Source organism: Marinobacterium iners, from assembly GCF_017310015.1.
Taxonomy (GTDB): domain Bacteria; phylum Pseudomonadota; class Gammaproteobacteria; order Pseudomonadales; family Balneatricaceae; genus Marinobacterium; species Marinobacterium iners.
Genome location: NZ_CP022297.1, coordinates 130,689 through 150,403, shown reverse-complemented (window position 1 = coordinate 150,403; position 19,715 = coordinate 130,689). Strand labels below are relative to the sequence as shown.

The window sequence follows — 19,715 nt, the reverse complement described above, 5'->3', positions numbered from 1 at the left end:
AGCCGCCGGTTTTACGGCCGGCGGCTGATGCTGTCAGATATCGATGTCGTAATCGATTGTCAGGGGCGCGTGCTCCGAGAACCGTTGGTCACGGTAAATCCGCGCATTTTTTACAACCTTGCGCAGGTTTGCCGTTGTAATCTGATAATCCAAACGCGCACCTTCGTTCAGCGACCAGGCACGGTTATAGTCGGGCCACCATGTAAACTGTCGCTCAGCTTTATTAACCTCCCTGAAAGCATCGACATAGCCCATCTCATCCAGGACCTCTTCAATCCAGGTCCGCTCTTCTGCGAGAAAGCCCGAAACTCGCTGATTAACATACCAATTGCTCAGGTCGACTGGTCTGTGGGCAATATTGAAGGTTCCAGCGAAGATAAACTCTCTGCGTTTTCGTAGCGTTTTCTTCAGGTGCCCCATGAGCAGCTCCAAATACTCCATTTTTCCTGCCTGAGCTTCTTCACTGCGCAGACCGGAAGGGATGGTCATCGAGCTGACGCTGACCTTATCAAAGTCTGCCTGAATAAAGCGACCGTTGAAATCGCACTGCTCAAAGCCAAGACCAGTCATGATCGCCTTCGGCAGATGCCGTGTATAGATGGCTACACCACTGAAGCCATCTTCGAAAGCGTCAAAAAAATACGCATGATATCCATCCGGATGGTAGCGATCACCATCAAGCTGGTACTCTTTTGCCTTGAGATTCTGCAGACACACCACATCAGCATCCTGCTGGGCCATCCAGTCAAAAAAGCCATTATCTGCTGCCTGTTCAATACCCTGAGTATTGAAGGTAATAACACGCATACTGTCTTTGCCCCGTGAGCGTATTCGAACGAATCTGGGATGGAAGGTCAAAGCGGAATTGTACCGGCTGCGCACCGGAAATTGAAATTTTTCTACAGGCCTTCTCGTGGATGAGAACAGCCCCAGCAGGTATTATTAGCGCCACACTCACCTGCATGTGGAGAAAAAGATGCTCGACTACAAACGTGATTTTATCGACTTTGCCTTGAAAAAAGAGGTTCTTCGCTTTGGCGAGTTTACCTTGAAGTCAGGTCGTAAGAGCCCCTATTTCTTCAATGCAGGCTTGTTCAATACAGGATCTGCCTTGGCTCAGCTTGGCCGCTTCTATGCTGCAGCACTGCAGAATGCCGGCATTGAATACGACGTGATGCTTGGCCCTGCCTACAAGGGTATTCCTCTGGCAGCCGCCACTTGCGTGGCCCTGGCCAATGAATATGATCTCGATATCCCTTACGTATTCAACCGCAAGGAGGCCAAGGATCATGGTGAAGGTGGTAACCTGGTAGGTGCGCCGCTTACAGGCCGTGTTTTAATCATCGACGATGTAATAACGGCTGGCACAGCCATTCGCGAGGTAATGGCAATCATTGAACAGGCCGGTGCAGCACCTGCCGCAACACTGATTGCTCTGGACCGACAGGAGCGAGGCACAGGCGATTTATCTGCGATTCAGGAAGTGGAACGTGACTACGCCATGCCGGTCATCAGTATCATCAGTCTTGATGATCTGGTGCAGTACCTGCATGAACAAGGCAACATGCAACAGGAGTTGTCGGCTATTGAAGCCTATCGTGCCGAATATGGTATCAAAGACTGAGTACAACTGAGCTCTCGCAAGCTCAGTGACAGGGAAGTCAGTGACAGGGCCCGCCGCAGGGAATGCGCCGGGCCCTTTCTTTTGCCTGCCGTCTGCGCGTGTTTAGCCCCAATGCAAAAACCCCGGCCTCAACGAGACCGGGGTTTCTGGTATTAAGTGCCTGGCGATGACCTACTCTCACATGGGGAAGCCCCACACTACCATCGGCGATGACGCGTTTCACTGCTGAGTTCGGTATGGGATCAGGTGGTTCCACGTCTCTATGGTCGCCAGGCGAAACTGGTACAAACCGGATCTGATTGAGCCTCGTGCTGATATGTCACGTTGCTCTGATTGTCTGTGTTGTTGCTACAAGCGTTCAATCGGTGCTCTTGCGAGCCGATAATCGTGTCTTTGACTGTTTCCAGTCGAACCATTCATTTCAAACGCCTTGGGCGTTATATGGTCAAGCCTCACGAGCCATTAGTACAGGTTAGCTCAACGCCTTACAACGCTTACACACCCTGCCTATCAACGTCCTGGTCTCGGACGGCTCTTCAGGGGGCTCAAGGCCCCGGTGAGATCTCATCTTGAAGGGGGCTTCCCGCTTAGATGCTTTCAGCGGTTATCCCGTCCGAACGTAGCTACCCGGCAATGCCACTGGCGTGACAACCGGAACACCAGAGGTTCGTTCACTCCGGTCCTCTCGTACTAGGAGCAACTCTTCTCAAATCTCAAACGCCCACGGCAGATAGGGACCGAACTGTCTCACGACGTTCTAAACCCAGCTCGCGTACCACTTTAAATGGCGAACAGCCATACCCTTGGGACCGGCTTCAGCCCCAGGATGTGATGAGCCGACATCGAGGTGCCAAACACCGCCGTCGATGTGAACTCTTGGGCGGTATCAGCCTGTTATCCCCGGAGTACCTTTTATCCGTTGAGCGATGGCCCTTCCATACAGAACCACCGGATCACTAGAACCTGCTTTCGCACCTGCTCGACGTGTCTGTCTCGCAGTCAAGCACCCTTCTACTCTTGCGCTCATTGGCTGATTTCCGACCAGCCTGAGGGTACCTTCGTGCTCCTCCGTTACGCTTTGGGAGGAGACCGCCCCAGTCAAACTACCCACCACACAATGTCCTCGATCCGGGTAACGGATCTGAGTTAGAACCTCAACAGTACCAGGCTGGTATTTCAAGGTCGGCTCCACCGGAACTGGCGTCCCGGTTTCAAAGCCTCCCAGCTATCCTACACAAGTAATGTCAAAGTCCACTGTGAAGCTATAGTAAAGGTTCACGGGGTCTTTCCGTCTAGCCGCGGGGACGCTGCATCTTCACAGCGAGTTCAATTTCACTGAGTCTCGGGTGGAGACAGTGTGGCCATCGTTACGCCATTCGTGCAGGTCGGAACTTACCCGACAAGGAATTTCGCTACCTTAGGACCGTTATAGTTACGGCCGCCGTTTACCGGGGCTTCGATCAAGAGCTTCGCGTGAGCTAACCCCATCAATTAACCTTCCGGCACCGGGCAGGCGTCACACCCTATACGTCCACTTTCGTGTTTGCAGAGTGCTGTGTTTTTAATAAACAGTCGCAGCCACCTGGTATCTTCGACCGACATCAGCTTAGGAAGTAAATTCCATCACCGACATCGGCGTGCCTTCTCCCGAAGTTACGGCACCATTTTGCCTAGTTCCTTCACCCGAGTTCTCTCAAGCGCCTTGGTATTCTCAACCTGACCACCTGTGTCGGTTTGGGGTACGGTCGTCTGTAACCTGAAGCTTAGAAGCTTTTCCTGGAAGCATGGCATCAACCACTTCGTCTCACATGGAGACTCGTCATTAGGTCTCAGCCTTAAGGGAGAGCGGATTTGCCTACTCTCCCAGCCTACACCCTTAAACGCGGACAACCATCGCCGCGCTGGCCTAGCCTTCTCCGTCCCTTCATCGCAGTTACAGCCGGTACAGGAATATTAACCTGTTTCCCATCGACTACGCATTTCTGCCTCGCCTTAGGGGCCGACTCACCCTACCCTGATTAGCATTGGATAGGAAACCTTGGTCTTCCGGCGAGGGGGTTTTTCACCCCCTTTATCGTTACTTATGTCAGCATTCGCACTTCTGATACCTCCACCATGGTTTACACCTTTGGCTTCAACGGCTTACAGAACGCTCCTCTACCATGCCCTAAGGCATCCGCAGCTTCGGTGTCTGGTTTGAGCCCCGTTATATCTTCCGCGCAGGCCGACTCGACTAGTGAGCTATTACGCTTTCTTTAAAGGGTGGCTGCTTCTAAGCCAACCTCCTAGCTGTCTGAGCCTTCCCACATCGTTTCCCACTTAACCAGAACTTTGGGACCTTAGCTGGCGGTCTGGGTTGTTTCCCTTTCCACGACGGACGTTAGCACCCGCCGTGTGTCTCCCATGATTGCACTCTTGGGTATTCGGAGTTTGCATCGGGTTGGTAAGTCGGGATGACCCCCTAGCCGAAACAGTGCTCTACCCCCCAAGGTGAGACATGAGGCGCTACCTAAATAGCTTTCGAGGAGAACCAGCTATCTCCGGGCTTGATTAGCCTTTCACTCCGATCCACAGGTCATCCGCTAACTTTTCAACGGTAGTCGGTTCGGTCCTCCAGTTGATGTTACTCAACCTTCAACCTGCCCATGGATAGATCGCCCGGTTTCGGGTCTACTCCCAGCGACTGATCGCCCTATTAAGACTCGGTTTCCCTACGCCTCCCCTAAACGGTTAAGCTTGCCACTGAAAGTAAGTCGCTGACCCATTATACAAAAGGTACGCAGTCACCGTCCGAAAACGGCTCCCACTGCTTGTACGTACACGGTTTCAGGGTCTATTTCACTCCCCTCACAGGGGTTCTTTTCGCCTTTCCCTCACGGTACTGGTTCACTATCGGTCAGTCAGGAGTATTTAGCCTTGGAGGATGGTCCCCCCATATTCAGACAGGATAACACGTGTCCCGTCCTACTCGATTTCACTGCATATAGGTTTTCGCATACGGGGCTATCACCCACTATGGCCGCACTTTCCAGAGCGTTCTGCTAACCACAACACAGCTTAAGGGCTGGTCCCCGTTCGCTCGCCGCTACTAAGGGAATCTCGGTTGATTTCTTTTCCTCCGGGTACTTAGATGTTTCAGTTCCCCGGGTTCGCCTCTCAAAGCCTATGTATTCAGCTAAGAGATACCCGCAAGCGGGTGGGTTTCCCCATTCGGAAATCCTCGGATCAAAGTCTGTTTACCGACTCCCCGAGGCTTATCGCAGGTTACTACGTCCTTCATCGCCTCTGACTGCCAAGGCATCCACCGTGCACGCTTATTCACTTGACCATATAACCCGAAGGCGTCTGTTCAAATGAATGGTTCGTAACGATTATCGCCGATTGGCGCTTGTATCAAACAATACAAGACAATCTTTCAGATCCAATTTGTTAAAGAGCGTTTAAAGCATGATGCTTTAAAAGATAGACTCGGCATTGATGCAAGGGACAGACTGTCCAGTGACGGATACCTGAGCGTATGTTTTAAAACTCATTCAATCACCATTCCAGGCAAGGAATGGTGGAGCTATGCGGGATCGAACCGCAGACCTCCTGCGTGCAAAGCAGGCGCTCTCCCAGCTGAGCTATAGCCCCAACGAGATATTCCAAACAGCCATAACCGAATGGAAAATTGGTAGGCCTGAGTGGATTTGAACCACCGACCTCACCCTTATCAGGGGTGCGCTCTAACCAACTGAGCTACAAGCCTACTGTGCGAGCTATCGATTCAGATCGACAACTCTACGCTCTCTCTAACGTTATGATCAGGTAATATGTGTGAACGCTTGCCAGAATTTCACAATCGTTTAAGGAGGTGATCCAGCCCCAGGTTCCCCTAGGGCTACCTTGTTACGACTTCACCCCAGTCATGAATCACACCGTGGTAACCGTCCTCCCGAAGGTTAGACTAGCTACTTCTGGTGCAACCCACTCCCATGGTGTGACGGGCGGTGTGTACAAGGCCCGGGAACGTATTCACCGTGACATTCTGATTCACGATTACTAGCGATTCCGACTTCACGCAGTCGAGTTGCAGACTGCGATCCGGACTACGACCGGTTTTGTGAGATTAGCTTACTCTCGCGAGTTTGCAGCCCTCTGTACCGGCCATTGTAGCACGTGTGTAGCCCTACTCGTAAGGGCCATGATGACTTGACGTCATCCCCACCTTCCTCCGGTTTGTCACCGGCAGTCTCCTTAGAGTTCCCGACATTACTCGCTGGCAAATAAGGATAAGGGTTGCGCTCGTTACGGGACTTAACCCAACATTTCACAACACGAGCTGACGACAGCCATGCAGCACCTGTCTCAGAGTTCCCGAAGGCACCAATCCATCTCTGGAAAGTTCTCTGGATGTCAAGAGTAGGTAAGGTTCTTCGCGTTGCTTCGAATTAAACCACATGCTCCACCGCTTGTGCGGGCCCCCGTCAATTCATTTGAGTTTTAACCTTGCGGCCGTACTCCCCAGGCGGTCAACTTATCGCGTTAGCTTCGCCACTAAAGGATCAAGTCCCCCAACGGCTAGTTGACATCGTTTACGGCGTGGACTACCAGGGTATCTAATCCTGTTTGCTACCCACGCTTTCGCACCTCAGTGTCAGTATCGGTCCAGGTAGTCGCCTTCGCCACTGGTGTTCCTTCCGATCTCTACGCATTTCACCGCTACACCGGAAATTCCACTACCCTCTACCGTACTCTAGCTCAGCAGTATCAGGTGCAGTTCCCAGGTTGAGCCCGGGGCTTTCACATCTGACTGACTGAACCACCTACGCGCGCTTTACGCCCAGTAATTCCGATTAACGCTCGGACCCTCCGTATTACCGCGGCTGCTGGCACGGAGTTAGCCGGTCCTTCTTCTGCTGTTAACGTCACAGCAAGCGGGTATTAACCACTCGCCTTTCCTCACAGCTGAAAGTGCTTTACAACCCGAAGGCCTTCTTCACACACGCGGCATGGCTGGATCAGGGTTGCCCCCATTGTCCAATATTCCCCACTGCTGCCTCCCGTAGGAGTCTGGGCCGTGTCTCAGTCCCAGTGTGGCTGGTCATCCTCTCAGACCAGCTACGGATCATCGCCTTGGTGAGCCTTTACCTCACCAACAAGCTAATCCGACGCGGGCTCATCTGATAGCGTGAGGTCCGAAGATCCCCCACTTTCCCCCGAAGGGCGTATGCGGTATTAGCAGTCGTTTCCGACTGTTGTCCCCCACTACCAGGTAGATTCCCACGCGTTACTCACCCGTCCGCCGCTCGTCACCCAAGAAGCAAGCTTCTCTGTGCTACCGCTCGACTTGCATGTGTTAGGCCTGCCGCCAGCGTTCAATCTGAGCCATGATCAAACTCTTCAGTTTAAAATCTTGTGAACTCAAAGCTGCAAGCAGCTTTTCATTCGGCTCAAGGTATTACACAACGCTAAATGAATATTCAGTTAGGTTGCTTGCCTTGATTAAGCTTTGTGTGCTCAATCCTGACAAGCGCCCACACATATTACCTGATCAATTTGTTAAAGAGCGGGCTTGGCCAACCGCACCGTTCGGTGCAACCTGTTGTCTCAAGCGAGGCGCGCATTCTACCGCAACCCGTTTCAGTGTCAACCGTTTTTTTCGTTTTCTGTTTCAGTGCTGAGCACTCAAACAACGATTCGGCAGTCACTCAAGAAGCGCAATGATGAACCAAAAAACCACTTAATTCAACATCTTACCACTTGCTCAATCGATCTGCCCTGAACCGTTTCCGGTGGGGCGTCTCAAGCGAGGAGGCGAATTCTACAGACACCACTGAGGGAGTCAACACCTGCGTGTAAAAAAGTTTCAGAAAGATGAAAACCGGCATTGCCCGACCCCAAAACAACAACAACAGGCGCCAGAGCGCCTGTTGTTGTTGTTTTGGATGTAGTAACACTACTTATTAGGATCAGCCGCGGAGTCACTTTCATCCTCAGCTTCATCCGGCTTCCGAACCAGTATGGTTCCAAGCAGTATGCCAAGTTCAAACAGCAACCACATCGGAACAGCCAGCAGGCTCTGGGAAATTATATCGGGCGGAGTCAGCAGCATGCCAAGAACAAAACAGCCGACGACGACATAGGCACGCTTCTCTTTTAGGCTTTTGACCGTCACAGCACCAGACCATAACAGCAGCAGGGTAGCCACGGGTATTTCAAAGACGATGCCGAAAGCAAAAAACAGTTTGAGGACAAAATTGAGATAGCTGCTTATATCGGTCATTACCGCAATATTTTCAGGCCCTACACTGGTAAAGAAACCGAAGATGATCGGAAACACCACATAGTACGCAAACGCGATACCCATATAAAACAGCAGGATGCTCGAAATCAGCAATGGAATGGCTAGACGCTTTTCATGCTTGTACAAGCCAGGCGCAATGAAGCTCCAGGCCTGATGCAAAAGAAAGGGCATGGCAATGAAAGCTGATGCCACCAGTGTTAGCTTGAATGGCGCAAAGAAAGGAGAGGTCACATCCGTTGCGATCATGCTTGTGCCTTGCGGCAGCAAGGCTGTCAATGGCGCGGAAATCCACGTGTAGAGGTCGTTGGCAAAGTAGAACAGACCGAGAAAAATCACCAGTATCGCCAAGACGCTGTAAAGCAGTCGTTGACGAAGCTCCACCAGATGGGCAATCAAAGGTTGTTCCTGATCAGAGTGATCCACGCTCATGGTGTCTCTTTCTTGTCACTGGTTTTACTTTCATCCGTATTAATACCGGCCTCGCCTGAACCTTTGGCCTTATCGGCGGTGCCGGTTTCAAAAGGCGAGTCTGAGAATGGTTGGCTCATCTCCCGCAGTTCTCGCTCAAGTTGCTCTTTTTCGATCGCCGTTGTCCGCTTCAGCTCTTCCATTCTGAGCTCTTCCCTGATCTCACTCTGGATGGAGCCAACGGTACGCCGCAGACGCCCCAGCCACAGGCCGCAGGTGCGTGCGGCCATCGGCAGACGCTGAGGACCCAGCACCAGCAGCGCAACAACACCTATGACCAGAAGTTCAAAGAAACCGATATCAAACATCTGCCGTCAGCTTACTTGTCTGACTTGCTGTCGGATTTGGTATCAGTCTTTTCAGACTCTTTGAACTGAGCATCCTGCTCGGCCGATATCTTTTTCTGCTCGGCTTCACTGTCGCTCTTACCTGCATCATCCTCATTCACGGCCTTCTTAAAGCTTTTCAGGGCACCACCCAGATCACCACCAATATTGCGCAGCTTTTTCGTACCAAACAGCAGAACGATGATCACTAGAACAATCAACAGCTGCCAAAGGCCTATGTTACCCATCTACCACCTCCCGCGGTTATAAAGATTCACTGTAGTGAATATATCAGTCATATCTTATAGCACTGTTACAGCCCGCAGCTGAAACGGTTTTAATGTTTATTGCTTGCCTCGCGAGGCCTTCTCTTCCAGACCTGAAAGATCAAAACGACGTGCCAACTCCTGCAGTACAGCCGTATGACTCTCTCCCAGATGTGACAGCATCACGAGTGTATGGAACCAGAGGTCTGCGGTTTCATAGATCAGGTCGGTATTATCACCGCTGAGACCGGCATCCTTGGCAGCCAGTATCGTTTCGACACTCTCTTCACCGACCTTTTCCAGAATCTTGTTGAGCCCCTTGACATGCAGAGATGCCACATAGGAAGTTTCAGCATCCGCCTGCTTACGAGCCTCAAGTACCTGTTGTAGTTGATCAAGCACATCACTCATCATGCGAGCCTTTGCTGGTATAGATTTGATTCGGATCCTTGCGTACGGCATCAACGGTTTCCCATTCTGTGCCATTGCGCAGTACACGATAGAAGCAGCTCTCACGACCGGTATGACAGGCGATGTCGCCCAACTGTTCAACACTGAGCAGAATCACGTCCCCGTCACAGTCCAGTCTAAGTTCATGCAGTTTCTGCACATGTCCGGATTCTTCACCCTTGCGCCAAAGCCTGTTGCGCGAGCGCGACCAATAGATGGCTCGCTGTTCGGACACCGTCAACTGCAGCGCCTCTTCATTCATCCAGGCCACCATCAGGATGCGCCCGGTTCTGAAGTCCTGGGCGATGGCCGGGATCAGGCCCTTTTCGTCCCACTTGATCTGCTCAAGCCAGTCTGCAGACATGATGCCTCTCTGTACTGTTCCGATTGAATTGGAAGCGTCGAAGCATAACTGATCGTGACGACCTGAACCAGCAGCCTCAGGCTCGCCAGATCAACAGCCAGCCGCAGCCCCCCGCTAGCAGCGCATACCAAGGCAGATCCTGTAGGCTTTGTTGCAATGCTGGCAGTGCAGTCACCGTCGCGGCAGCCAGTAGGGTTATCCCCGTCAGCAGATAACGTCTTTTACGTTGTTCATCCCGTACCCGCTGTTGCTGAAGCTTGAGTTGCAGCCCCTCATTGTTCTCGGAACCAAGCTTGAGTTGTTGCAGGCTGTCATACACCAGCTGGGGTAAGTGGGGCATTTTTTCCAACCATTCCGGCGCCTGTTGCTTGATGCTTTGATAGGCTGCCTTAACGCCCATCCGCTGCTGCATCCAGTTTTCCAGAAACGGTTTGGCGGTCTGCCAAAGGTCAAGGTCAGGGTAGAGCTGGCGCCCCAGCCCTTCAATATTAAGCAGGGTCTTCTGCAACAATACCAGCTGCGGCTGAACTTCCATATTGAAGCGACGCGCGGTCTGAAACAGCCCCAGCAGCACCATACCAAAAGAGATATCCTTCAGCGGCTTCTCAAAAATCGGCTCACAAACGCTGCGGATCGCTGTCTCGAACGCATGCACGTTAGTATCTCTCGGTACCCAGCCTGAGTCGATGTGCAACTGCGCAACCTGCCGATAATCGCGCTTAAAAAAAGCGAGAATATTACGTGCCAGATAGTTTTGATCCTCGGCATTGAGTGAGCCGATGATGCCAAAGTCCACGGCAATATATTGTGGATTGGCCGGATTATCTCGTGATACGAAAATATTGCCCGGGTGCATGTCGGCATGGAAAAAGCTGTCACGGAATACTTGCGTGAAAAAGATCTCCACGCCACGCTCTGCCAGCAGTTTCATGTCAGTCCCCTGCGCCCGCAGCTGTGCCACATCAGCAACAGGGACCCCCTGTATACGCTCCATCACCAGAACTTGCTGACGGGTGTAATCCCAGAATATTTCGGGCACATACAGGATGTCAGAGTCATCAAAGTTGCGTCTCAGCTGCGACCCGTTGGCAGCTTCCTTGCGTAAATCCAGCTCGTCGAAAATGGTCTGTTCATACTCATGCACCACCTCGACAGGGCGCAGCCGTCGCCCTTCAGACCAGATCGCCTGCATCAGCCGCGCCAGCAGATACAGCAGCGCCACATCTTGACGGATAACGCTGCTGATACCGGGGCGTATCACCTTGACCACAACCGCCTTGCCATCATTCAGTGTCGCCGCATGTACCTGCGCCACCGAGGCAGACGCCATTGGCTCTACACTGAATGATGAGAAAATCTCCGTAACAGGTCGCTTCAATTCACGCTCGATTATCTTCTGCGCCAACTGACCGGAGAAAGGCGGTACCCGGTCCTGCAGTTTTGAGAGTTCCTGTGCGATGTCATCCGGCAGCAGATCTCGACGCGTAGACAGCATCTGACCAAACTTGATGAACACCGGCCCCAATGCCTCAAGCGCCAGGCGCAAACGTTCCGCCTGCGGGTGGCGAGCAGGAATAAGGTAGCGGGATGGGAGTAGCCAGAACAGAGCCCTCACATACCAGGGCAACAGTGGCTGATTGAAAAACGTGTCGAGACGATAGTAAGAGAAGATCCAGACGATCTTCAATGAGCGCAATACGGTCCGCACAGCTCAGGATATCCCGTGGTTGACGAAAAGCCCCATTCTACCCTGTCGTGGCCAGCTGTGTCTGGTTTCGGCCCTGTTGCTTGGCTCGATAAAGTGCCTGGTCCGCACGTGTAAACAGATTTTCTGCGTCATCTTCGGAGGCAACCTCAGCGACACCAAAGGAGATACTGACCTCAACCCGCTCACCCTTGAAGTTGAAGGGGCTGTCGGCAATGGCCTGACGCAACTTCTCGGTGGCACGGTAGGCCTCATCGGCACTGGTTGAGGGAAACAGAATAACAAACTCTTCACCGCCAAAACGGGCAATAAAATCAGTGCTGCGCAGACTATGCATCAACACCTTGGTTACAAGGCGCAACACTCTGTCACCAGCAAGGTGCCCCAAATCATCATTGATTTTCTTGAAAAAATCGATATCTCCGACAGCAAGGGAAAACCGTGTTTGATAGCGTCGCCAGCGATCCATCTCCGATTCCAGATGCTGCTCATAGGCAGTTCTGTTCGGCAGACCGGTCAGGGGGTCCGTGCGCGCACGCAGTTGCTCCTCTTTCATCCTTGCCTTGACCTTACTGGTTTCGACTTCCATCTGCTCAACCTTGTGCAGCAAGTCATCATAACGCCGGTTCAGACGGTCTTCGCGCGCCTGCTCCTGCTGTCGGTAGCTGTCCATGGTACGCACGATAGAGGCCAACTGCCGGGCAACACTCTGCTTCAGCAGGTTGAGGTCCTCGGACTCTTTCACCGTAAGATGAATGTTGCGTACGTCACGACGCACCGTCGAGTCCAGCTGATGATGCGCCTGCACCGCCTGCGCCTCATCAGTTCGACTTTCTTCCAGAAACTGTTGTACATACGAGAGCTGGGAGTTCAACGTCAGCAGGTAATTTTCAAAATCTTCCTGAGTGTTTCCTCCTGCAAGACGTACCAGCTCAACCACTGTAGACAGCATCTCAGGCAACTGCTCCAGTTCCAGCCCTTCCTCGAGCTGGCATACCAGGTTCCGAGCACGTTCAACACCCTCTGCCGGCACCTGCAATGCTTCAAGCAGCTGCAGCATCTCCGATGCGACACTGGCACGGAGCATATCAATATCCTGGCCCGCATCAGCGTTCAGTTCAAAATCATTTTCAGGGGAGCAAGAGGTTGCGTTACTCACCAGCATGCCATTTTGCAGCTCGACCAGGTCCATCAGCAAATCAGATAGCTTGTACAGACGCTCGACTGCATCAGGGATACGGTTTTCAACGTTGCCCAGAAGATTATCAACAGAAGGAACCTTATTGACCCGACGCAACTGCTGGCTCCAGCGGCGCAGCACCTTGGCAAGGCTGTCGGAGACTCCGTGCCGATCCTGATCCAGTTGCTTGACGCTTTTACGGACCTGACGTGACAACGATGCCACACGTTCGGTATTCTGTGACTTCAGTGAAGTCAGAAGGGAAGCAAGTTCACTGTCGAGTTCGGATCCATTGCCCTGCAGGCCCAGTGCCATGTGCTCGACCAGTGCAGTAAGCTCACTTTTGATACGGGCATCAGACTGCTGCTGCCGCTCAACTTCGAGCGTCAACTCCGTATATTTGCGCTTCCAGTTTTCCTGGTCAGACACTCACTTTCCTCACCACAAGACAATCTACGCTTCTGAGCTACAGCATATTACCTTGCGTTTCTGAATGGAAACGAAAAAACCGCCTGCAAAAGGCGGTTTTTGGTGTTGCGGCATGACCTGAATCAGAGTGCCGAGCGTTCGCGCTCAACCAGATAATCCACGACCTCAAGCATTTCCTTGTGCCCCCCGGCTGAAGCAGCACTTACACGGTACTTGCCATTCACAACCATGGCCGGCACACCGGTAATTTCATAGCCACGCAGCTTAGAGTCTCCCTGCTTGAGTTTCATGTTAACGGCAAAGGAGTCATAAAGCTTCGTGAACTCTTCCTTCTCAATACCCAAGGTAGCATAAAACTCAGCAAGCGCTTCCACACTGCTGAAACGCTTGCGCTGAAGGTGGATGGCATCAAACATTGGCTGGTGCGTTTCTTCAACTTTATCGCTCAGTTCGGCAACATAATAGGCCCGCGCCAGCGGCTCCCAGCTGCGACCAAACACCACAGGCAGACCAACGAAGGCAACATCATCAGCCTGCTGTTTGCGCCAGTGAGCCAACATAGGCTCAAAGGTGTTGCAGTGAGGACAGGCATACCCGAAGGCCTCAACCACTTCTACCTTGTCATCCGCGACCGTTTTAACCGGATGAGACAGAGCGAAATAGTGCTCACCCTCGCGATAGTCCTGCGCCCAGGACAGTGCGGCAAACAAAGACAGCGATGCTGTCAGCAACAGCTTTTTCAACATTTCAATTCTCCCAGAGCTGGCATCTTGTCGAATAGTGACCTCGACAAGCCTGAATAAGTTTCATGCTCAACAAAAAAGGCAGCCTATGCTGCCTTTTTGATCAGACTGGACGCAACGCCTGCCGCTTAGTGCAGGCCCTGAACGTACTGGGAAACCGCTTTCATTTCCGCTTCGCTCATTTTGGATGCAATATCGCGCATCATGTTGGCCGGATCGTTGTTGCGGTCACCGCTGGCAAACTTCTTCAGCGTAGACTCAACATACTGGGCGTGCTGACCGCTAAGCGACGGGTAGGCCGCAGAGTCGATCCCCTTGCCGTTGGGGCCGTGGCAGGCAGTACAGGCTGCTACGCCCTTATCTGCAACACCGGCGCGCCATATTTTCTGACCCGCCTCAACCTGGTCTGCTGCAGCCTGCCCCAGCTGAACTTTCTTGCTGGCGAAGAACGCCGCAATATCAGCCAAGTCCTGTTCATTGAGGTTATCCAGCATACCGGTCATTTCCGGCACGGAACGGACACCGCTTTTGATTTCGAGCATCTGCTTGAGCAGATATTTTTCACCTTGCCCAGCCAGTTTTGGGAAGTTACCCACGACGCTGTTACCATCGGTGCTGTGACAGGCAGTACATACGGCTGTCTTGCCCTGGCCTGCAGTTGCATCACCTGCCGCATGCGCGACGCCGGTGATACCGATGCTTACCAGTAAGCTGATCAGTAGTTTGTTCATTGACTAACCCAGACTCTTGCTTGACGAAATGTGTTTTAATCTACCGCTGATTTTGCAGTAAACAGCAGTAAACGGCCAATTTCCACTATTACCCTGACTGGAGACAGACTCGGTTCGCGGGTAAAATTGGCGGCATTATAAACCAATATCCCCACAAACTGGAACGTATATGTTCACTTTGTGGCCACCCGAGTCTTGCGCCATGTCTACGTTTGACCCCGTTATCCATTACAACCTTGCTCATTTCGAGACCAGCGCATCACGTCTCGACCAATGTCCGCCCGACACCGGTGCCGAGGTTGCCTTTGCCGGTCGTTCCAATGCCGGCAAATCCAGCGCGATCAACGCATTGACCGCGCAGACCGCGCTGGCACGCACCTCAAAAACCCCAGGACGTACGCAGCTGATCAACTTTTTCAGGCTCAACATTGAAGGCCTTAGACTGGTCGACCTGCCGGGTTACGGCTATGCCAAGGTGCCGGTTGCGATGAAACTTCACTGGCAGCGCCATCTGGATGCCTACCTGCAGCACCGCGAATGCCTGCAGGGTGTGGTACTGGTGATGGATATTCGCCATCCAATGAAGGAATTCGACGAGATGATGGTGCATTGGTGCTCATCGACCGGTGTACCCCTGCACGTGCTGCTGACCAAGGAAGACAAACTCAAGCGAGGTCCGGCCAAGAGCACCATGTTGCAGATTCAGAAGCAACTCAAGGAACGGTTGGGCGACAAGGTGAGTGTGCAGACGTTTTCGGCTCTGAAAAAGTCAGGTGTGGACCAGCTGCGCCAGAGGATCAACAGTTGGCTGCTGCCGGATCTGAAAGAGATGCAACCGGATGAGGTGGAGCTGATTCCACCCAAAGCAGACTGACAGCCAAGAAAAACCCCGGCAGATGGAAGGGGAGCACCACTACCGGGGTCAAGATGTCATGACAGACAGAGCCGCGACTCCACGCTGGCAAGACTGGGATTTCATGCCGCGGCTCAACAGTTAAGACCTTTGATTCGACAAAAGTTCACTTTTGTACAAAAAAAGATCAGTGTGCCTGTTCCCAGTTATCGCCGACACCGGCTTCAACCAGCAGGGGTACCGCAAGTTCGGCGGCATCTTCCATCAGCGGTTTGACCTGCGCGATAAAGTTATCCACTTCGCTTTCACGCACTTCGAACACCAGCTCATCGTGTACCTGCATGATCATGCGAGCATCCATCTGGCCCTGTTCCAGCCAGTTATCCACCGCAATCATCGCGCGTTTGATAATATCTGCTGCCGTACCCTGCATGGGTGCGTTAATCGCGGTACGTTCGGCGGCCTGACGCTTCATCGGATTGCGGTCGTTGATCTCCGGCAGGTAGAGACGGCGACCGAACAGTGTTTCTACATAGCCCTGATCCCGGGCCTGAGCACGAGTTTCGTCCATGTAGCGCTGTACGCCGGGATAGGTGGCGAAATAGTGCTCGATGTAGGTACCGGCCTCCTTGTTGCCGATTCCCAACTGCCGTGCCAAACCAAAGGCGGACATGCCATAGATCAGGCCAAAGTTGATCGCCTTGGCGCTGCGGCGCTGATCTGCCGTTACCTTGTCCACAGTAATACCGAACACTTCGGCGGCGGTCGCCTTGTGGATATCTTCACCGTGCCGGAAGGCGTTGAGCAGCCCCTCGTCACCGGACAGGTGCGCCATGATGCGCAGTTCAATCTGTGAATAGTCCGCCGCAATGATTTTGTAACCCTCGGGTGCAACAAAGGCGTTGCGGATACGACGCCCCTCGAGGGTACGTACCGGGATGTTCTGCAGGTTGGGCTCGGATGAGGACAAGCGTCCGGTCGCCGTCACTGCCTGATGATAGGAGGTATGGATACGCCCGGTAGCCGGATTGATCATCTGCGGCAGCTTGTCGGTGTAGGTACTCTTGAGCTTGCTCAAGCCTCGCTGTTCAATCAGCAGCTTGGGCAGCGGATAGTCCAGCGCCAACTCCTGCAGCACCTCTTCGGCCGTAGACGGCGCACCCTTCGGTGTTTTCTTTTTCACTGGCAGGCCCATCTTGTCGAACAGGATCGCCTGCAGCTGCTTGGTGGAGTTGAGGTTGAACTCTTCGCCGGCCAGTTCGAAAGCGTCCTTCTCGATCTCGTTCAGGCGCAATTCCAGTTCCTGACTCTGTTCGCCCAGAATATTGGCATCCACCAGCGCACCACGATACTCCATGCGTGACAGCACCGGGATCAGCGGACGTTCGATCTGCTCGAACACCTTGAGCAGTTCACCCTCGGCGGCCAGCTGCGGCAGCAGTTTATGATGCAGGCGCAGGGTGATGTCGGCGTCCTCCGCCGCATAGGGTGCGGCCTGTTCCAGCTCGATCTGGTTAAAGGTCAGCTGCTTCTTGCCCTTGCCCGCAATGGCTTCAAAGCTGGTGGAGGTCACACCCAGATGACGATCCGCCAGCGTATCCATGTCATGACGACTGGCGGTGGAGTTGAGTACGTAGGACTCCAGCATGGTATCGGCGCCGATACCCTGCAGCTCGACACCGTAGTGGCGCAATACGTTCATGTCGTACTTGATATGTTGGCCGATCTTTTTCAGCTCCGGATCTTCCAGCAGCGGCTTCAACTGCGCCAGAACAGCCTCGCGATCCAGCTGAGCCGGAGCACCCATGTAATCGTGCGCCAGCGGTACATAGGCGGCTTTGCCTGGCTCGACCGCGAAAGAGACACCCACCAGCTGCGCTTCCATGTAGTTCAGACTGGTGGTTTCAGTATCGAAGGCAAACTCCCCTGCGGCCTTGAGCTTCGCCAGCCAGGCATCAAAAGCGTCCTGCGTCAGGACCGTTTCATATTCGGTTTCGATGGCGTCTTCCAGAGCCACCGGCTCCTCAGCTCCCAACTCTTCAGCATCTCCTGCTTCCAGTTCACGCACCCAGCTCTTGAACTCGAACTGTTTGAACAGCTCCAGCAGCTGCTCCGGCTGGGGTTCAGGCAGGGTGATGTCGTGCAGGTCGATCTGCAGCGGTACATCGGTCTTGATGGTGGCCAACAGATAGGATAGCTCCGCCGCTTCGCGATTCTCCTCCAGCTTTTTCGGCATGGTCTTGGCGCCACGGAAGCCCAGCGTGGGTATTTTATCCAGGTTCTCATAAAGGTCCTGGATGCCGCCGATACCTTGCAGCAGTGCCAACGCGGTCTTTTCACCCACACCGGGCACACCGGGAATGTTGTCTACCTTGTCCCCCTGCAGCGCCAGCAGATCGATCACTAGCTGCGGCGGCACACCGAACTTTTCCTCGACCCCTGCCACATCCATCTTGCTGTCGTTCATGGTGTTGATCAGGGTGACATGTTCATCCACCAGCTGTGCCATATCCTTGTCACCGGTGGAGATGACCACCGCGCGGCCGGATTCGCTGGCCTGACGCGCCAGGGTACCGATCACATCGTCCGCTTCCACGCCGTCTTCGACGAACAGCGGCAGTCCCATGGCCCGAATGATGGCGTGGATCGGCTCCACCTGAGCGCGCAGGTCATCCGGCATGGGCGGGCGATGTGACTTATACTCAGCATATATCTCGTCGCGAAAGGTTTTGCCCTTGGCATCGAAAATAACGGCGACGGGGCTGCCCGGATAGTCCTTGAGCAGACGTTTGAGCATCGAGGTCACAACCCTGATGGCACCGGTTGGCGTACCGTCAGCTGTACGCAGATCAGCTTGCTGGGAGGCGAAAAATGCTCGATAAAGGTAGGAGGAGCCATCCACCAGAATGACCGGGGCGTGCTGTTCGCTCATGGGAGTATCCATTTAAAACTGTTTCGGGGTTGTCGGCGCCTGCGACAAGGCCCACAATCATAGACAATTCGACCCCGACTAACCAATTGGGAAGCAATGATGCTGAAAAAACTGACGCTGGCGGCGGTATTGGCACTGACGCCCCTGGCCCAAGCCGAAGTAGTGGATGACCCGGCCCTGACCGAGCCAGAGATAACCATCACCCACGATGGTGAAAGCACCTATTACGAGTACACCGTCAACGGCCAGCTGCGCGAAATAAAGGTCGTGCCCAAGGTTGGCAAGCCCTACTATCTGGTGCCGGCTGATGGCTCCAAATTCATTCGTGTAGAGGAATCGCAGCTGCTGATTCCGAAATGGGTCATCTTCCGCTGGTAACCGACATTGGCCGTATATACCGATATCAGCCGCGCTCAACTTGAAGCCCTGCTGGAAGACTATGCGCTGGGTAGACTGGTCAGCTTCGAAGGGATCGAAGGTGGCATCGAAAACAGCAACTTCTTCGTTACGCTGGACCTTGACGGCCACGAACAGCAGTACGTTCTGACACTGTTCGAAGAGTTGGCTTTCGACGAGATGCCATTCTTTGTCGAGCTGGGCCAGTGGCTGCATACGCGTCAGGTACCGGTTCCCTTTGCGATCAAGGATCGCAACGGTATTGCGCTGAAACAGGTGTGCGCCAAACCCGCCTTTTTCCAGCCCCGCTTCCAGGGACATCATGTCAGTCGCGAACAGCTGACAACGGCACACTGTACCGAGATCGGCACAGCACTGGCACAGCTCCACCTGGCCGGCGAAGAGTTCTACCTGCGCAGACAGGCTCAAAGGGGCGTTTTCTGGTGGCGACGCGAGAGTCAGGCCATTCGCCATCTGCTTAAACCGGAAGATGCCGAGCTGCTGCAGCAGGAAGTAGCCCTGTTTGACCAGTTGCGAGAAAAACCCTTCGGCTTGCCGCTTGGTACCATCCACGGCGACCTGTTCCATGACAACGCCCTGTTCCGTGATGGCCATCTGGAAGCGATCCTCGATATCTACAACGCGGCAACCGCTTTCCTGCTGTTTGATCTGGCCATTGTCGCCAACGACTGGTGTACCAACGCACAGGGGCAGGCTGATCCGGTACGGGAGCAGGCACTGCTCAAAGCCTATGCCAGTGTACGCCCGTTTACTGATGAAGAAGTCGCCGCCTGGCCGACGCTGGTTCGCACTGCTGCCATGCGTTTCTGGCTGTCGCGGCTAATACCCTGGCTCGGAGTTGAGCAAGCTTCACGCAGCGGCATCAGCACCAAACTGAAAGATCCGGACGAGTTCCGTCGTACCCTGCTGGCACGTATCGAAACACCCGCCTCAATCTGACG

15 protein-coding genes, 2 tRNA genes and 3 rRNA genes are annotated in these 19,715 nt (G+C 53.5%); 4 read left to right on the top strand and 16 right to left on the bottom strand.

Annotated elements, in window-relative coordinates; all coding sequences use genetic code 11:
• Positions 1 to 33 precede the first annotated feature (33 nt).
• Positions 34 to 807 (bottom strand): exodeoxyribonuclease III, encoded by a 774-nt coding sequence (locus CFI10_RS00700; RefSeq protein WP_091826237.1) that lies wholly within the window; start codon positions 805 to 807, stop codon positions 34 to 36.
• 169 nt (positions 808 to 976) lie between these two features.
• Between CFI10_RS00700 and pyrE the strand changes: the two genes are divergently transcribed.
• Positions 977 to 1,624: an orotate phosphoribosyltransferase gene (gene pyrE, locus CFI10_RS00695; protein ID WP_091826235.1), complete on the top strand. Its 648-nt coding sequence runs from the start codon at positions 977 to 979 to the stop codon at positions 1,622 to 1,624.
• A 158-nt stretch (positions 1,625 to 1,782) separates the two neighbouring features.
• Here the strand turns inward: pyrE and rrf are convergent.
• The 14 genes from rrf to CFI10_RS00625 form a co-directional block, all read right to left on the bottom strand.
• Positions 1,783 to 1,898: ribosomal RNA gene (gene rrf / locus CFI10_RS00690) — 5S ribosomal RNA — on the bottom strand.
• 167 nt (positions 1,899 to 2,065) lie between these two features.
• Positions 2,066 to 4,952: ribosomal RNA gene (locus CFI10_RS00685) — 23S ribosomal RNA — on the bottom strand.
• Between the two features lie 229 nt (positions 4,953 to 5,181).
• Positions 5,182 to 5,257 (bottom strand) — tRNA-Ala (locus tag CFI10_RS00680).
• Positions 5,258 to 5,295: 38 nt separating this feature from the next.
• Positions 5,296 to 5,372, bottom strand: a tRNA-Ile gene (locus CFI10_RS00675).
• A 98-nt stretch (positions 5,373 to 5,470) separates the two neighbouring features.
• Positions 5,471 to 7,013, bottom strand: a 16S ribosomal RNA gene (locus tag CFI10_RS00670).
• The 16S, 23S and 5S rRNA genes sit together here with 2 tRNA genes alongside, the layout of an rRNA operon.
• A gap of 549 nt (positions 7,014 to 7,562) precedes the next feature.
• On the bottom strand, positions 7,563 to 8,339 hold the full coding sequence (tatC, locus tag CFI10_RS00665; RefSeq protein WP_091827459.1) for a twin-arginine translocase subunit TatC: 777 nt from the start codon (positions 8,337 to 8,339) through the stop codon (positions 7,563 to 7,565).
• On the bottom strand, positions 8,336 to 8,686 hold the full coding sequence (gene tatB, locus CFI10_RS00660) for a Sec-independent protein translocase protein TatB (RefSeq protein WP_091827460.1): 351 nt from the start codon (positions 8,684 to 8,686) through the stop codon (positions 8,336 to 8,338). Before tatB ends, tatC begins: the two co-directional genes overlap by 4 nt.
• Positions 8,687 to 8,697: 11 nt before the next feature.
• Complete coding sequence (gene tatA / locus CFI10_RS00655; protein ID WP_206837972.1) at positions 8,698 to 8,952, bottom strand: twin-arginine translocase TatA/TatE family subunit; 255 nt, start codon at positions 8,950 to 8,952, stop codon at positions 8,698 to 8,700.
• A gap of 96 nt (positions 8,953 to 9,048) precedes the next feature.
• Positions 9,049 to 9,381 (bottom strand): phosphoribosyl-ATP diphosphatase, encoded by a 333-nt coding sequence (locus CFI10_RS00650; protein WP_206841800.1) that lies wholly within the window; start codon positions 9,379 to 9,381, stop codon positions 9,049 to 9,051.
• Positions 9,374 to 9,784: a phosphoribosyl-AMP cyclohydrolase gene (gene hisI, locus CFI10_RS00645; RefSeq protein ID WP_091827463.1), complete on the bottom strand. Its 411-nt coding sequence runs from the start codon at positions 9,782 to 9,784 to the stop codon at positions 9,374 to 9,376. The genes CFI10_RS00650 and hisI overlap by 8 nt, the downstream gene beginning before the upstream one ends.
• 76 nt (positions 9,785 to 9,860) lie before the next feature.
• On the bottom strand, positions 9,861 to 11,492 hold the full coding sequence (gene ubiB, locus CFI10_RS00640) for a ubiquinone biosynthesis regulatory protein kinase UbiB (RefSeq protein ID WP_206837969.1): 1,632 nt from the start codon (positions 11,490 to 11,492) through the stop codon (positions 9,861 to 9,863).
• Positions 11,493 to 11,529: 37 nt separating this feature from the next.
• Positions 11,530 to 13,098 (bottom strand): GGDEF domain-containing protein, encoded by a 1,569-nt coding sequence (locus tag CFI10_RS00635; RefSeq protein WP_206837951.1) that lies wholly within the window; start codon positions 13,096 to 13,098, stop codon positions 11,530 to 11,532.
• A gap of 122 nt (positions 13,099 to 13,220) precedes the next feature.
• Positions 13,221 to 13,844, bottom strand: a complete 624-nt coding sequence (locus tag CFI10_RS00630; RefSeq protein ID WP_206837948.1) for a thiol:disulfide interchange protein DsbA/DsbL — start codon at positions 13,842 to 13,844, stop codon at positions 13,221 to 13,223.
• A gap of 125 nt (positions 13,845 to 13,969) precedes the next feature.
• Entirely contained in the window at positions 13,970 to 14,572 is a 603-nt protein-coding gene (locus tag CFI10_RS00625; RefSeq protein WP_206837934.1) for a c-type cytochrome, read from the bottom strand.
• 202 nt (positions 14,573 to 14,774) lie between these two features.
• On the opposite strand from CFI10_RS00625, the gene yihA reads away from it, so the two are divergent.
• Positions 14,775 to 15,446, top strand: coding sequence for a ribosome biogenesis GTP-binding protein YihA/YsxC (yihA, locus tag CFI10_RS00620; protein WP_091827541.1), 672 nt, complete (start codon positions 14,775 to 14,777; stop codon positions 15,444 to 15,446).
• Between the two features lie 166 nt (positions 15,447 to 15,612).
• Here the strand turns inward: yihA and polA are convergent, their stop codons facing one another.
• A complete protein-coding gene (polA, locus tag CFI10_RS00615) occupies positions 15,613 to 18,357 on the bottom strand; it encodes a DNA polymerase I (RefSeq protein ID WP_206837930.1) in 2,745 nt (914 codons plus the stop codon).
• A gap of 96 nt (positions 18,358 to 18,453) precedes the next feature.
• On the opposite strand from polA, the gene CFI10_RS00610 reads away from it, so the two are divergent.
• A complete protein-coding gene (locus CFI10_RS00610) occupies positions 18,454 to 18,735 on the top strand; it encodes a DUF2782 domain-containing protein (RefSeq protein ID WP_242530067.1) in 282 nt (93 codons plus the stop codon).
• Positions 18,736 to 18,741: 6 nt separating this feature from the next.
• Positions 18,742 to 19,713: a homoserine kinase gene (locus CFI10_RS00605; protein ID WP_206837925.1), complete on the top strand. Its 972-nt coding sequence runs from the start codon at positions 18,742 to 18,744 to the stop codon at positions 19,711 to 19,713.
• Positions 19,714 to 19,715 lie beyond the last annotated feature (2 nt).